The organism is Saccharomonospora sp. NPDC046836, from assembly GCF_040645195.1.
GTDB lineage: Bacteria > Actinomycetota > Actinomycetes > Mycobacteriales > Pseudonocardiaceae > Prauserella_A.
In genome coordinates this window covers 223,367-240,584 of sequence record NZ_JBEYXW010000003.1, presented here as the reverse complement: position 1 = coordinate 240,584, position 17,218 = coordinate 223,367, and the positions used below count along the sequence as shown (strand labels likewise).

At 67.7% G+C, this 17,218-nt stretch carries 1 protein-coding gene (only partly in view); it reads left to right on the top strand.

The whole window is internal to a hypothetical protein gene (locus ABZ863_RS06030) on the top strand: the coding sequence, 64,086 nt in all, runs 18,390 nt past the left edge and 28,478 nt past the right edge, and what appears here is coding positions 18,391-35,608, spanning codon 6,131 (complete) through codon 11,870 (partial); the first complete codon in view begins at nt 1. The start codon and the stop codon both lie outside this window.

The following is a 17,218-nucleotide window of genomic DNA, read 5'->3' as shown; positions in this document are numbered from 1 at the left end:
GGAGATCCCGAAGCGGTCCCGGTGATCACCCTCGCCGCCCCCCTCCTGCGGACGGTCGTCGCGAAGACCGCGGTCGAGGACGACACGGTGTGGCGTGAACTGGAGAGCACGTCGACCCCGGCCGAGTACCTGACCGCGCGCGGTCGGTTGGTGACGGCCCGGGCTGCCAGGGCGATGGCAGATTTCCTCAATGGACTGTCGAATGACCAAACCGATGAGGCCACGCCGGCCGGTGTGCTGCGGGCACACCGGGTACTGATGTTTGCGACAGGCCGGGAACTGGAGGCCGCGATGCGGCACCAGATCGCGGTCAGGCCGATCGGCTGGCAGGAGGCCGAGGCCGCGCAGGCACGTCGGCTACTGGCCGCCGCGCGTGCCGAACTGTTCAGCGACGGGGCGCGCATCAGCCGGGTCGGCGTCGATGCCGTACTGTCCGATTTCATCACGGCCATCGAGGGGCCGCGGCAGTTCGCCAAGCTCGCCAAATTGGTCGACGATCCGGCGGTGGCGACCGCCGTGTCGGTGGTGCGGTCGGCACTGTCGGAGCTGGCCGGCGCCGAACCCGCCGCGTTCCTCACCACGCTGCGGGAGCTGCAACGGGCGGCGAGTGAGCTGGACCAGGCCTACGCCGACTACACGGCGCAGGCGGCCGAAGCCCTGCAGGGAAGCCCAGACCTGGACGAGGTCGCACCCCCACAGGGGCAGCTCGCTCTAGCACTGGGCCTGGCGAACCTCAGCCAACTACCGGCCACGGTCACCGAGATCAGCCATACCGACGGGGAACTCGTGGTGCACCTGGACGAGCGAACCCACGCGCTCGTCATGGCCCTGATCGGCTCACGTGCTCAGCACCTGCTGCGTATACCGGTGAACCCGGCGTTCGCGCTCGACCGGTATCCCGGGTTCGCTGAGTTGTTCGGGGAACCGGGACACCCCATCGTGCTCGGCGGTCTCGGTGACCTTTTCGAGCAACTCGTCGGTGAGGACGCCGATGACGCTGTGGGCATTGTCGCGGACACGCTGGAGGCGCGGGCCGGAACGCTGACCGTGCGCGATATCGCGGCACTGGTCCAGTCGGAACTGTTGGCGCCGGTGGTAAGCCGCGAGACCGACGAGTCGCACCAGTGGGTGCGCCAGGTGCTGGAACTGCTCATCGTGCGTACCGATTCGGCGGTTGGCCGTCGGGCGGTACTGCACCTGGCCGCCGAAGTCCTGCTGGTGGTGGGCGTGGACGCGTTGATCAGCCCGGCCGAGACGGACCCGGTGGCCGAACGGACGCTGCTGCGCGGCGAGGTGCTCGATTTCCAGGGGCCGGAGCGACTGGTGGACCAGCTACTCGCCACGCACGGCGACCAGGCTGTTGAGAAGGCCGCGCTGGCAACCCCGGAGCCCGGCCTGGTGGTTCCCCAGCAGGTCTTCGGGCCGCCGATCGATCCGGTGCTGGCTCGGCAGCTGCTGCAGGTCCGGGTGCACTATCCAGCTGGAGCACCGCCGCTGGTGCTGGTCGAGACCCTCCGGCAGGAAGCCCAGTCGGACGTCGTGCTCGGCAATCCGGCGATGCGGGACCACCTCGACGGCGCACTTCGGCAGGCCCTTGCCTTCGCGCTGGTCGATGTGCGGGCCGTCGACCAGGCCACGCACGAGCAGCCCAGTAGCGATGACTACGGCGAGGCGCTGCTCGTGCTGCAAACGACGGTGAGCCTCGCCGCGCAGCGGCGCGCCAACCTCGGCGACGCCGACGCCGCGCAAGCTGCGGAACGAATCCGGTCAGCGGCTCCGCTCAACCCGGCGATGGTCGCTGCCCCGGTGGGTCTCCGGGAGGACGGCGTACTGCCGCGATGGTCGCTCGCCGTCGTCGGCACCCTGTTCACCAGAGCAGCTCAGCAGACCACCTCGGACCGTCAGGTCGATGTGCAGGAGCTGGCTGCGGCTGCGCACGACCTGCTGGCCCGCGCTGAGTGGCTGGACTCGGAACCTGCAGGCCGACCAGCGCAGGCGTTCCTCATCCAGCCACGCACCGGTGGTTTCTACCGGGCCAATCAGGACAGCGGGGGAGCGTTGGACGGCACGGGCACGCTGATGCTCCGTTCCGATGTGTCCATCATGGAGGCGTTCGTTCTGACGGCCGAGGCACTCGGCCTGCGCATGATCGATACCCGCGGCCACGAGCTCGGCCTTAACCACCTCCGGCTCGGATCGGCCCTGGGGCAGCTCGCCCGCGACGCCCGGGATCCGCTGGAGTTCGAGCAGCTGGCCGCCAACCTGTTCGACCGCCGCAAGAAGGCGGCGCTGTTCACCGTGGGAACTGCGCTGGAGTTGCTGGCCAGGGCCGACGATGGCCGGTACGTCGAACAGGTACCGGACTCGGTAAGCCCGCTGCTCGAGGACGGCCGGGTGGACCACATCGACCAGCAGCGGGCCGAGATCGGATTCTTCCAACAGGCACCGAATGACCTGTTCCTCCACGAGGACCCCCACCGTCTGCTGTTGGTAGGGGATTTCCTCGGCCCGGCCCGCGGCACCGGCGACGACGGTGTGACGGAGCTGCTCGGTGTGGGTGGCGGTGGCGGTACCACAACCGATCCGGATACCCCGGGAACCCCCGAAGCGCCGACATCATCGGATGCGACGGCGGATGGTGCCCCGTCCGTGCAGGACCCGCTGGAATCCGGTGGCGAGAATTCTCCCGGAGCGGAACGGAATCCCGCCGCGCCGATGCCGATGGGGCTCAACGAGCATGGCGAGTTCGATCCCGTCGGCGATCTGGGTATTGGGCGTCCCCGGAAGGGAGCGCGGAAGCCGGAGCGGATTGGGTTCGTCTGGCATCACAATCCCGACCGGCTGCCCGGGTGGGACCTGCCCAACCCGGGCGTCGGGAACCGGGCCGGAGATCCCGTCGCCCGCAAGGGGAGTTCCCGCCGGCCCGACGTGCCGTACCCGGGACGGGTTCAGGCAATTCCGACCGGTGACAGGTCCCCGCTGACCGCGGAGCCCGTTTCACCGGAACAGGGTGCCGAACTGGTCATCCACGAGCTGCGTAGGCTCGGCGCTGCCACTGCCATCGACGTGAAGATTTGGCCGGTGAACTCGCTGGGCATCCTGCCCGTGCAGGTGATGTTCCCCGATGGCGCGGTGGTGTCGTTCGAGTTCACCCTGATGGCGCCCCCGGGCTCCGATGTGGTTGCACTACTGGACTTTCCTGCCACGGTGGACCGGGCCGACGCGCCCGGGCAGCCGGTGTCAGCGGTGCGGGTCGTAATTGATCCGCGCTGGGTCAACGTGCTGCCGGACGTGTTGCAGGCCGCGCAGGATTGGCACGGCACCGTCCCAGCGGACCTGGGTGACGAGCCTCGCATTGTGGTAGGCCCCGAGCCGGGGCCGTCCGCCGAGATCGACCCGCGCAAGCCGAGGCGATTCGCGCTGCCCACCCTCTCCGCGAGCTCGGAAGTTCCGGTTACCAATGACGTGGCCGCGCTGCGGGCGGCGGCGGTGGACGCCTTCCGCGCCGTCCTCACCGAACTCGGTGAGCAGGCGATCCACATCCGGACCCGGCAGAGAACGGACCTCTGGTTGCTGCGGTTGCCTGGCCTGCCGCCGGTGGAAACCGCATTGTTCATCGGTGAGTTCGACATCGGCGGCCAGCGCGTCAACAACCCGACGTTGATCGTGCCCGGGATCCAACTGGACGACTCCGGATTCCTGGCGCCCGGTCGGTTGCGGGTGGTCCTGCCCACCCTGCCTGCGCGGCCGGACCTGGCTATGGTCCAGGTTGCCAGCGCGCTGCGGGAGACCAGGCGCCGGCTGCCCGGGGTCATTGCCTGGCAGGTCGAGGCCCTGCGCGCCGAGCTTGATCGGCCAGATCTGGCACTGGCCAGCCCGGGTGATTTCGCGGCGCTGGCGTCCCGGGCGGACACAGTGATCGGACGACCCGAGACAGCGGCGGCGACCGTCGTCCCCACGCGACTCGACCTCGATGCGGCGCCGGTGTTCGTCAACTACGGCGAGTTGCTCGGCGACGGCCGAATCGCAGTTTTCGGCATGCCCAGCGACGTGGCCGACGCCGTTCGCGCCGCCGCGCACCTGGCTGCGCACGCGTCGGAGCTGAACCTCGACCACGTGGTCATCGCATGGACGAATCCGATGCTGAACGCCGTCCACCGCCAACTCGGCGAGGAACTGGCGAACGCTGACATGTCGGTCGACTTCGTTGTCGAACATCGCCTTCCCCAACTGTCAGTACGGGTCGCGAAGCGGGTTCACGCCCGCCGCGACGCGGAGGATGGCCAGGCGCTCCGGATTGGCGTGTGGGTGCCCGGCATCGCGGCGAAGGTCAACCCGGAAATGAGCGCGACGGTCTCCGTCGCGAAACAGCTGGAGGCCGCCGGCCACCCCGTCACCGCCGTTCGGCTGGCGCCGGCCGGCGCGGCGACCAGGGACGGTGAGGCGGACGTCGTTGTCTTCCTGTCGGCCGGGGGTGACACCGGGGAACTGCCCGCTCCGGTGCGGCTTTCGCGGATCGAGCAGCCCCAGGCGGCGGGGGCCGGTGGTGGCGGTGGTCGGATTCCGCCACCCCCATCCACCTTCAGTGACCGTTTCCGCCTGGCCATGACCGGGATCGAAGCCCTGCTCGCTCGACCGGACGTGGTCGCCGACAACGAGCTCGCCACGGCTTTGTGGCGGCTGCGCGCCGAACTGCTCACGATTGACGAGATCAGCACCAGGTACGAGGCGACCGTGTTGATGTCGAGCGAGCCCGCCGCCGTCCTCGCCCTGCTGGATGACCTGCGCAGCAGGCTGGCCGAATTCGACAATGGCGTGGCCGGACTCGCCGCCCATCCGGCGGTGCCGGCTGATCCGTCGAACTGGCGCCTGTTAGCGGATGATGCGGCGGCCGAGTTCCTAGCCAGTGACACGCACGGCCGGCTGTCGCCCGTCTCGCTGGTGCGACTCGTGGATCGGCTCTCGGCGTGGGGCGGGCTCCCGTACACCGCCGAGGTCATGCTGACGCTGTTGGCAGGAGCCGGATTCCGGATCGCGAGCGGTGAACTCACCGGCGACGATCTGGTCCGGCACGCGGCTGGTCCCCGGGATGCATTGCTCCGCGGGCGGGAGATCGTCATCGTGGCGGCCGGCCCGATCATCCTGGACGAGCTGGCGGTCCGGGTCGCCGGTGAACTGACGGTCGCGCGACCGGATTTGGCCGGCTGGGCCGATACCGCCATGGTGCTGGACCTGATGTCGAATGCCTCCGACCTCGCTCGGTTCTCCGGCTACGAACGTGCCCTGCACAGGGAGCTGAACCGGCGGGCACTGGATGTCGAGCGCGCGGTGATCGCCTGGCTCGCTGGACGGGGACACGCTGTCACCTCACCGGCCAACTGGTGGCTGGCAAATTCCACGGCGGATGATCGCGTCCTTGCGGTCGGGCAGCGGGAGTTCCGGGGCTACAACCTGTTGCCCCTTGCACAGCAGGACAGGCGTGCCGAGTTGGTGCGGTCTGCGGTCTGGGGCGGTGCTGGCGATGGCGTGGGCACCCACGGGTTGTCCTTCGATGCGCGCCAAGCAGTGTCCTTTATAGACAGATTCGATCGGTCGTTGTTTCTGTTGCGAGAGGAAGCCACGCGGCAAGCGGCTGCCGAACTCGTGCCGGATCTCGCCGAAGACGCCATACGCCGTGCCAATCTGGCGATCGCGACCACGTCGGCTGAGGATGACGCGCGTACCCAGGCGGCCGGGTTCATCGAATGGTTCACTGTGGCCGGCGAGCTGAGCCGGGCTTACCACCAGCACATGAGAGTTGCGCGGGACCTGGCTGCCGCCAGCGACGCCGCCGGGCTACGCATGATCGACCCTGCGATCGACTTCCGGGCGGCCTTCGATCCCTTCTACCACCCCCGGTTGGCAGGCATGCGGTTGCGGCTCAACCCGGTGACCGACGAGCACGGCGGGCAGTGGTTCGGGCTTGGGCCACGGGAACGAGCGCTTGTCATCGCGGGCGTCGCCCTGCACCTCGACGCCGCCAACGGCGTCAGGGAGCTGGTGTTCCAGTTGGACGGCGGCCACCATCCGTTCGCCGACCTGCTCGACGATCCGGTGCTGCCCCGTCAGGAGTTCGCCGACGAGCTCGCCCGGGTCGGCCACCTGGACATGTTGCGCGAGGCCGAGCACAGCGTGCTGGAACTGATGGCGGAGTTTCTTCCGCGGGCGTTCGCCAGGAATGGCCGCGATGACGTCGACGCGATTATCGGCGTTGATCGGATCATGGCGATCATCAAGCGCGCCCACTCGCCTGCGACCCGCGCCGCCGCCTCCTACTTCCCGCCGTGGGTCCGGCGGGAAGCCGGGAAGCGCTGGCTCGAGGCGGTCGCCAGGGCGTCGGGCTTGGCGGACCCACGTCACACACCGAACGCTGACCTGACGGACGAGGCGATCGCGGCCGACCTGGTGGCCGCCCATGCCGAGCGGGCGCGAGCGGTCGCCGAGGAGCTCAGCCGGGTTGCCGCCGAGGCGACGGAGGGCGACACCGGGCGGAACGGCCGCGACGACGACACGTCAGGCACCCTGCAGATGTTCGGCCGGCGGCGCTACGGCCCGGAACCCCCGCTGGGCAGCAGGTTCGAGCGGCTGCTCGGTGGCCGTTCGGATACCGACGCGAGCGGCTCGGCTGTGGAGAGTTCCGGCCCGGCCAGGCCGGCCACCCACGAAAAGCGGTTCTCCACGATCAGCGGCGATATCGCGAGAGCGCGGGACATCATCCGCCCCTGGGCGGGTTCGCGGGCGTTCGACACGATTACCGACCTCGACGCGCGAGCTGACCGGATCGCCGACACGATCGCCGAACACCGTGCTGCGACCGGGCCAGACCGCCCGGCTCGTCCCGACTACGACCGGGGCAACCAGCTGCTGCTGTCGCTGCGTACCCAGCTGAGGGAGTTCGACCAGCAGGCTGCGCAATTCCGCCGCGCGCTTACTAAGGAACCGGCCGACTCCCTGTGGCAAGAAGGTGTTCGGCCGGCGAGCTGGGATCTGTTCACCGACAAGGCGCTTTTCCCGGTCGACTTCGTGAACGGCTACGACGAGGGACCGCTCGGCGCGCTCAGCATCGTGGCGCTGGCGAGTATTGCCGAGGAGATCGGTCCACGGTGGATTGGATTCCAACGTGCGGCCGATGCCGCGCAACGCAACCGGTTCCTCGTTGAGACCAGCTCGTCCATCGACCCGATCGACGCCGCGATCGACGTCCGCAACGGCGATGCGATGATCCAGGTCTGGCTGTCGCGACGTCCTTTCTTGCCGACCGACCTCGCCATCGCGCTCATCGGCCGGCTGGTGATAGACAACGCGGACGTCAACGGCTGGGTCACCGAGCTTGTCGACGAACTGCGTCGGCGACAGGACATCACCACTTTCGCCGAGCTCGATCTGGCGGTCGACGAAGAGGTGGCGCTGGAGGCACTGCTTGCCCAACGGCAGGCCATCTTGTCGGCCGAGGGCAACGGCTACAATCCCGCCGCGCAGGCCTACAAGTGGCTGGCCGGGGTTGGCAACGCGCCCCTCGAAGCGGCAGTGCGCGGCAAGCGGAAGGCCGGCAGCCGGCTGCGACTACGCTCGGTACTGTCGGCCCGAGCGGAACTGCTCCCGGCGGTGTGGATGCCGGTGGCGGCTACTGGGGTGCTCGATGCGGCCCAGGCCGCGGCGATCCTGGATCGCGTTGCCACCGCGAACAAGGCGCTGTTCGATAGGGCGGACGACGGCGAACAGCGAATCACGGACGGTTTCCGGTCGAAGCAGCTGCTGCTCGAACGTGCCCGGCGGTTGCTCGAACTTGCGCCCACCCCCGCTGCGAGCATTCGCGACCAGGTGGATTGGCTGATCTCCTGGCTAAGGGTCACCGAAGAACTGCTGATCGCCTACAACACCGATGGCGGCACAGCACGGGAGCTCGCACGCGGCGACGGGTACTTCAACGAACTGCATCCGGCGATCGACATCGGGGCACTGAACCCGTTTCAGCACGACCGGCTGGTCGAGGTCCAGGTCACGCTAGCCCGGTTGGACGGCAATCGATTCGCGCTGGCCCCGGGCGAGCACGCGCTGGTGGCCGCCGCGTTGTTCCTTATCGCCGACCGGTTGAGTCTCATCCGGTCGCCGGAACTGGCCGACGACACGCTGGCCAAACTCGGGATCGCCGACCGCACGGTCCCGCTCCCACCTCAGCTGCACGAGGACTTCTGGGCGCCGCTCGGGGACAATGCCGCGTTCGCCGACCAACTCGTCGAGGCCGGCTATCTGGACCTGCTCGCCGATTCCGGCGGCAGAACCAGCGTGCTGAACGTGGTCGCCCTTTACATTCCCTGGCTCTATGAGAGGCAGGGAATGTGGGTGACGGCGACGCTGGAAAAGGTCCTGTCGAACCTGATCGAGCGGGCCAACTCGCCGGAAGAACGTGCTGCGGTCGCGTATCTGTTGCCGTTCGCCGCGCGGGAGATCGGGTTGCGCGCGGTCGACCGGGCCCTGGTCGACGGCCTGCTCACCGATGCCCAGGACGCCTGGCGGGTCAACCAGACCGACGAGGACATCGCCGACGCGGTGTGGGCCGGACACGGTGCTACCGCCGTCGAACGCGCCAGGTCGATCACCGCCCCGGCCGAGCCGGCGAGCCAGGGCGCTCCGGATGCCACGGCCACCCCAGCCGAACCGACCGTGCCGGCCGCCGACGAACAACCGCCGACCGCCAGCACGGCGCCGGTGCCCACGGCTGAGCCTGCTGACGAGTCCAGTCGGGCTGAAGACTCATCCGATACGGGGGACCGTCTGCCGCTTTCGGCCGCGGAAGCCGACCTGTTCGATTCGGCCGTCGCCGAGGACGTGCTGGCATGGATCGACGAGGAGACCCGGCGGCTGAACGACCAGCTGCCCGCCCTTCGAGAGCAGGCCCGCTATCGGATGTCCGAGTCGATGCTCGAAACCAAAGAATGGTCCCTGAAGGAGGCGATCGATGATCTCCGGGATGCCGTTGAGGAGATTCGCGGCCTCCTAGTCGTTCGCCGCCCGGGTACTGGTGACCTTCGCGCGCTGACGAGACGGAACCTGGAATGGCGGCAGAAGGCTGGTTCGCTGTCAAGGACCTTTGCCGCTTTCAGCAGGGCCATCGGCAGCTTCGATAGCTTCGATGATCGAACGGACATCGACGAAACCCACCACCACGTCGGCGAACCACTGAACCCGCTCAACGACACCCGACTGGACAGTCTGGTCACGCTGAGGCCGGTGACCGTCGATGGCCGGCAACGATTCGGGCTCAGCCTTCCGGAGTTCGCTATCGCGCTGGCCGAGGCCATCCGGTACGTCGATTGGGCGGATCTCCATGCGGACCCAGAACGTCGGTGGGGAGGCGGCCGCTTCGAGTACTGGCTAGCTGATGCGGGGTTCCTCTCCGACGGCACGTTCGCAGATGGACTGATCCCACTGCCGCCGGGCTTGGACGCCGCGGTGGTGCGGTCCTTCGGCGAGTTCGCTCACCACGTTGACGACCTCGTCGCGGCGGGTCACGCCGACCTGCTCGGCGGTGGCCGCATCCGGCTCCGGGATCTCGCGGCGATGCTGGTGCCGGCCGTCTACGACAAGCTCCCCGAGCGTGGCGAACCCGGCGTGGAGCTGACCGATTCCATGAACCGAATCGTGTCGATGCTGGTCGAGCGAGCAAGATCAGCGAAGGAGCGGGCCGCCGCCGCGTTCCACGCGCCACACGCCCTGCTCGCCGTGGTGCTGAGCTGGATGAACCAAGAGGCGTTCGACGAGCTGCGCCGTCGCCATCCGGGCTTCTCGGACCCTGACCTGATCGCACTGATCAACGCGGCTATCGCGGACACGCTGGCTGACAACCTGGCCGAGCGGAAGGCACTGGAGATAGTGCGCGCGCCCGGAGCCCCCGCGCCTCGGCCCGCCCGGGACAACCGTCCCAGCCGTGATTGGCAGGAGGGGCTGGACCCGCGTGAGGAGGACCTGGCCCAGCGGCTGGGGCGCGTCGGTGACGCCCCGTTCACGGTCAACCGTTTCGGCAAGCCGATCCCTGGCGACGGCGACGACCCTCTCAACCCGGAAACATGGAAGGTGAGCCCGGGCGCCGCCGCGCCCTCGGAGCAGAATGGCCCGCACGATCGGCCGGCGACCGACGAGGTGGAATTCCGGCAGGCCGAGCAGGAAGTGCTGGCCTTGCTGGGGCCGCTCTGGCGCAACGAGACCGGGTCCGATGTAGACCTTCGAGAACTGCACCGGATGTTTGGGCCACGGCTCTTCCCGGCTGCGGTGTTGGCCGTGCTCGCCCGTGGCATGGACTACGTGGTCGAGCTGCACGCCGATGTGATGGGCTCGTCATCGGCGCATGCGGAGAACCTGGCGGCCGCCGAGCAGGTGGCGGCGTGGCGCGCCGAGGCCGCGATGCAGCGCGCCACATTGGACGCTGCCCTCCATGCCGCCTTCTTCGGCGCTGACGCGGCCGGCCGGGCCAGGGTGCCCGCCGCGCTCGCCCAGCTCGTTGCCGAACGGAGGTACGGCACCGAGAACCAGGCCGAGATCGCTGAGTTCGTAGCGCTGGCCGAGGGTGATTCGTCCGGCCAGATCGGGGTGCCCACCTTCGACGAGCTCGCCACTGTCTGGTTCAACAGCGAACCCGATGTCTTCGCCGAGATGCTGGTCCAGGCTGGCATCGTGGCCAACGCGAACGCTGCGAGGCAGATGCCGGAGGCGCTCCTCGACGCGTTGGTCCGGACCGCCGTCGCCATGGGTGTGCGCGACGGCCTGTGGATGGGTTCGCAGCGGATGGCCGTGCTGCAGACCGACCCCGACGGGTTCGTTGCTCTGCTGAACGAAGGCGCGAACCCACCAGAGCCGCTTCCGGCTACCGCCGAAGAATCGGCTCCGGAAGAGACCGGCTATGGGCCCGACCTGCGGTCGGCCTTCGCGGGGTACCAGCTGGAGCCGATGTCCAGCACGGGCACCGACCCCGAGCGACTCTTGCTGGCGCACGGGCTTTTCGAGCTCCCGGACCAGACGCGACCTTGGACAGAAGGCCCGGCGGAGATCATGGCCGGGCTGCGGGACATCTCGCGAGCGGCCGAGGAAGGCCGCCTGGATCCCCGGACCGGTGTCCGCCGACTACAGGTGCTCCAGGCCTCCTCCGATCGGGTCATCTCGGTCCTGGTGGAGTACACGTCGGGTGCGGTCGTGCAGCTCCAGGTGCGACCGCTCGCACCCACAGATCCGCGCGCGCACACCGCTGTAAGCATCCCGCCGATGGGGATCAGGCAGGCGGAGCGCTTGCCTGTGCCCGACGGTCCGATCACGATCGACACCATTGCCCCAGGCGACGCGCTGCCCGAAACACTTCGGCGGATCGGCCAGCGCCTTGGCCCGGGCGGTGGTCCGGCGCAGGCCACCGATGTCTCCAGCGACGATGCCGCTGCCACGAAACCATCGACCGACACCCACGTCGTTGCGGGCACCCAAGGACCGCCGCTGCCCGTAGTGTTCTCCGGACAGATTCCTGGTGTGGCGGAGATTGCCAACTGGTTCGGTTATGACCTCAGTGTCCCGACCGTGGTGGATTCCTTTGTCACGGATATCCAAGGGGTCGGTATTCCGGCCGATCCGAACTCGCCGGAACTGCTCTCGGAAGCGGACCGGGAAGCCTTGGCGCGCCTGGCGTTCAAGATGCAGGAGCGGCTCGGCCTGGTGACACCTCAGGCACGGCAGTTCGTACTGGCCAAGGACCGAAGGCGGTTCAGGGCTCTGCTCGCGGAGGACAAGGCGCCGCCGAGCACCCCACCGGTGGTCTCACAACCACCGTCCTCGTCGGCGCCCATTCCAGACGAGCAGATGCCGGATCCGCGGGCCGTGCACAACGCCGAACCGGTCGGCGACACACGAGCCGACGGCCCGGATCTGCGTGCCGAATTCGCGGAGTACCAAGACCAGGCCGACATCCAGTCGATCATTCCGGCCAGTCGGCTCTCACTCACGCACGGGTTCTTCGTCGAACCGGATGCGGCGCAGCCGTGGTCGGAGCGGGTGGACCAGCTCGTCGCAGGCCTGTGGGAGATCGCGCGCGCCGCGGAAGAAGGATATCTGGATCCGCGCATCGGCGTCGCCCGCTTGCAGCTGCTGCCGGACCGGTCCAGGGGAATCGTACGGATCCTGGTGCGGTACAACTCGGACGCGATGGCCGAAATGCACTGGACTCCGGCCGCTCCAGCAGATCCTCGTGCACACACGGAGCTGACGTTCTCGTATCGGGGAAGAGGTTCGGACCATCTGGTTCGGACGGTCTATCCGGTTCAGATCCGCGCCTTCGCTCATCCGGACGCGTTAGCTGAGCAGCTGCGGGAAGCACTTCGGATAGTGGGCGACGAGCTCGTTCCGGACACCAGTCAGGGCGATGACTTCGCAGACCTCGCCAGCCGGTTCGGTTTCTCTGGCGAAGTCACCGCCTTCGTCGAAGCGCTGGGTTGGGTTGGTATCGAGCTGGACTCGGCCGCGCTCCAGAGCGTTCCTTCCGACGTGCGGCAGGCCCTGGTGCGGCTGGCTTCCACCATGCGGGAGCAGCTTGGGCTGGAGTCGCCCGCAGCGATCCGGGACATGCTCGAAGAACATCCAGCCAGGGTGCTCGCACTGCGGCTCGTCGACGGCGCTGCCTTGGTGTCCACACCGGACGAGTGGGTAGCCAGGCCGGGCAATGGTGAATCGCATTCCACCGAGCTGGCCATTCCGGTTCGCACCTCGACTGAACTCGTGGTTCCCCGGGCGATCTACCAGCCGGCCGAGCGGATCATGCTCACGCATGAGCTTGGCGGCTTCCTGCTCGGGGAGTCGCGTGGGCTGTGGCCGCGGGCCGATCGGGAGCTGTTCTTCTGGCTCGACCGCTATGCCCGGGACGCTGACGCGGGCCGACTGGATTCGCAGTACGGGCTGGTTCGGCTAGTGGTGTTGTCCGACGGCGCCGACGGCGTGCTCAGGGTGTCGGCGGGGTTCGCTTCGGGTGCGGTGGCCGAGGTCCACTGGCGGCCGGTCGTACCCAGCTCCCGGCCACCGCGCACCAGTGTGATCTTCCCGGTGATGACACGGCGTCCACATGGGTTGCTCCAGCCGATTTCGCCCATCCTGGTGGCGACGAACGTGTCGCGGCAGGCGATTTTGGAAACGCTCAGCGTCATCGGCGAACACCTGTACAGGGAAGAGAGCTCTGAGTCCACATCGGACAATCTTGAGCTGGTTGCCGGTCGACCCGATCTGGTCACGCTGTATCAGGAATACATCTCCGCGGATGCGGGCTTGCTGTCCGAATCGGACTTCTACCAGCGATCAAGGAGCCGCCGTCGCTCGCTGACGCAAGAGGCGCTGGCCCGGTTGATCAGCGAGGTGATGCCTGCGGAACGGCGGTCCCTGTCCTACGAGCCCCTGGCGGAGACGTCGTCGCCGTGGTCGGACGGCGCCGCCACGATCAACGCGGTGCTGACCGAGCTTGCAGGGCTCAGTCCGGAGGGGCGGAGGGCACGGCCCGGTACACCCCAACTGCACATGCTCCCCAGCGACGGGCTGGGGCGTATTCGGGTGCTGGTGCTGTTCGACTCGGGCGCCATGGCCGAGGTCCACTTCGTACCCGGTGCGCGCGGTGTGGTGGAGATGCCGGTGCGGGGGCCGCACCCGAACGGCCGGGTGTTGCGGTCACGGAACCCATTCACGGTCACCGCGAACTCAGTGAGCGATGAAGCGGCGCATGGCCAGGTGATCGAAGCACTCGACATGATCGAGGCTGGCTTGCGCGGCCCGGGTGGCGTCACGACCGCGCCGCCTGAGCCGACAGCTCCGGCGGCGCCGGAGAGCGGTCCGGAACCAGCGGGCACGCCTGTTCCGAGGTCCGAAGGTCCGGAGGTTACCGGGCTGGCGGCAATACCGAACATGGCTGAACTCGCTGGTTTGTTCGGTTACGACTTCGACATCCCGGGGGACTCGGCTGCCTTCACCGCAGCGTTGCGGGAGGTGGGCCTGCTCGACGAGGACAATCCTTCGGAAGCGGACCGCGCCAGGGTGAAGCGGCTTGCCGACATCCTGGAGCTCGGCAAGGGCATCAAGGAGCCGGCGGCACGTGGTGAGCTGCTCCGGGAGTCGCCGGAGCGGATCAAGGACCTACTGGAGAAGGACGACGCGCCACCCCAACCGGAGCGGCCGGAACCGGTCCGCTCACGCGTGCCTACTCGGCTGGCTTGGCTGAATGCCGTGTCGATCCAGCCCATGCTGTCGCTGATGCACGAGTTGGCCAGTGCCATCAACGAACTGGTGGGTCAGGCTGGGCAGCATGACGCGGCCTGGTGGTCCACCGTCCTCATGGTCGATCTCGGCAAGCTGATCAACCTTGTCGAGGACAAGGACATCGAGAACTTCAAGACCGTCGTGCTCGGCGATGGGACCATCGTCGATGTCGGGTACCGGATCCGCCGGGTGCAGGAAATGGGCGCGACCCTCGACGTGGACAAGGGCGCTTCTATCGAGCTCACCACGCCGATGTCACTCGTCGGTTCCGGCCGGACCGCCGGAATGGGTGCCTCCTGGCAGGGGACGGTCGAGATCGGCGGTAACAAGACAACGCACGTCAACAGGGAGTATCCGCAGAACACCCGGCCTGGGCAATTCAAGGACTACCGCGGCGACCAGGCCCTGTTCGAGGCCGAGTATGAGTTGTTCTACCGGGTGCGGTCAGCAGGCGAGTCCGACTCTGCGCCATGGGTCCTCGTCTCGGACCCGGGCAAGGACGGTCCACTGTGTGTGGCCGTGCCAGAGGCGCTCCGGTGGACCCTGCTGAAGGGCTCGACCGCCATCATGCCCGGTTCCGACCTTGATGAAGCCGAGCTGCGGCGCCACGGCCTGGTGTCTGATGTGGACAATGTCGACCAGGTGGTAGCACGAATCGCGCAGGAGCTTTTGCCGGAGCACTTGCGGAACGACAGTGTCGTGTACCGGCAGGTGCTCGACGCGGTCGAGGGGCTGGCGGCCAACGCCAGGCGAGCCGGCGACCCCGCCATGAAATACGACGTTGTCGTTGTCGACGGCGATGGGCAAAGGTACACCCTTCGACTGGGGCTCGTGCTCCGCTACCAGTCAGCGGAACCACTGCACCCCTCGGCCCCGGGGCTCGGCCACGGGTACATGAACACCCGCTACAACCCCGCTGAGCAGGAGGTCGGGCACGAGCGTGAGCTCGCACTCGGCGGCAGACTCAGTTCGGAGCGTGTCAACGATCTGGCGCATCTACTGTACTCGGTGGACCGACCCTGGGCCTCGATGGCGGCTGCGGTGTTGCAGGGGATGGCCATCTTCGAACCCGGCGGCTCCTATGTGCGCGGTGGCATCGCCGGCGCCAAGACCGTCGACGCGAACGGGGCGTTCATCGAGACGATCCACGTCGACCCAGCGACCACCTACCTCGTGGACGTGACGGTAAAGGCAACGCTCATCAAGTCCGACAAGACATCATCCACGGAGGACGGTGATGATCCGCCTTCGATCGAGGTGCCCGGCCATGCTTACCTCCAGCTGCCGACCCAGCTTGCGGTGCAGAACGGGCTGAAGGTCGAGGGTGGTCTGCTGGAGGGCGTCGAGATGGTCCCGGCCAGGGTGCCCAAGGTGGACGAGAACGGCGTGGCCGAGTCCGAGAACGGCCAAACGATCATGGTCGACCGTATGCGTCCGGTGCTACCGCACAGCGAGCGGCCGGCTCCCTTCGACTCATCCCGTCGCCCCACCCAGAACGAGCTCAATCCCGGCGGTCCCACCAAGGCCGACCACCTGCGCCTGCTCACCGGGCTGCACCCGATCCGTGAGTTCGTCCGCGGCGTCCTAGATGCCCATGGCTTTGCCCCCGAAGTACGTGACCAGGTGCTCGGCAGGCTGACCGAGGAATCCGTTCGGATTGACGTCAAGGACGCCACCCAGGACGGGATCCGGATTGAGGTGACCAAGCCCACCGCGACCAGGCTCGACGACGTCATCGAGTTCGTTTTCAAGATGCACGGCTTTGCTGCGGAAAATGCCACTTTCCTGGCCGACGGTAAGCACCGGCACCACGCAGACCTGGAACTGGCTGTGGCGGCCATTGGGGGGGCCGTGCAACGGAGCCGATCCTGGTCCTTCGACGTGGCCGCACAGTTGTTGAGCCGACTCGGGTTCAATCCCTCAACCCAGCGGGGTGGCACCCGCACGGTCGCCTATGGCAGAAAGGTTCAGCAGTACACGGGTGGCCGGGTGGACGTCCGTGGCCCGTACAGCGTGGTGGGGTTGACAGGGCTCACTCTTGAGGTCCAGGTGCTCCGCAATGGTCGGTCCGAGGGAAAGCCGTTTACCGTCCCAGGCCAGTACGCGGAACTGGAAACTCCTGCCGACATCACCGATCCGAACGACCTCGACGCGCCGTCGTGGGAGCCAGGGCCCGTGGTGCCGCTGCGAGACGGGCTGCCCGATGAGCTCACGGAGAACAGCGCCCGGTCTTCGCTCGATGTCTACCACATCGATGAGAATGGCGCGATTGTTCACGGCGGCATGTATGACGCCATAAGGAAAGCGCTGGGCGAGCACGCGCTGAACAATGTGGCAGCGTTGGCTCAGGCGAGTAGCAATTCGGCCCTGTTCAACGCCATGCTGCAAATGCAGACGCGGTCCGGCTGGGTGAACCTGTTCGACGGCAAGACGGTCTCCGGGCGTGCCCCGGTTCTGACGCACGCTAAGGCAGTGGAAGCCCGGGCAAAAAAGATCGAGTCGGCGACTGTGGGCGGCGCAATCACCATGGTTCTCGGCGATAACGAGGCCAGCTCCGGACTGGCACGGACCAAGGTAGCGTTTGGCGCAGAAGCCGAGGTGCCGTCGGGCCAGGACGAGGGCGGCGCACACGATGCGTCGCCTGGTGTCAACGGTGAGGTCAACGGCGTCTGGCAAGTAAGCGAGGCCCAGCAAGAAATCAGCTCCAGCGGCGAAGTCAAGGCGGCGCTGGTCACCGGCGATGCGGTGAAGCTGGTCGTGAAGTACAAGGCCACCGTGCAGGCCGGCAACGGCGAATCACAGGTGCTCTACTTCGACGAAGAGCTTCTGGTTCCGGCCGCTGACGCGATGAGGTCCTACGCAAAGGGCGATGCCGAGACTGTTCGGCTGCTCACCCCGGCCATGGTCGACT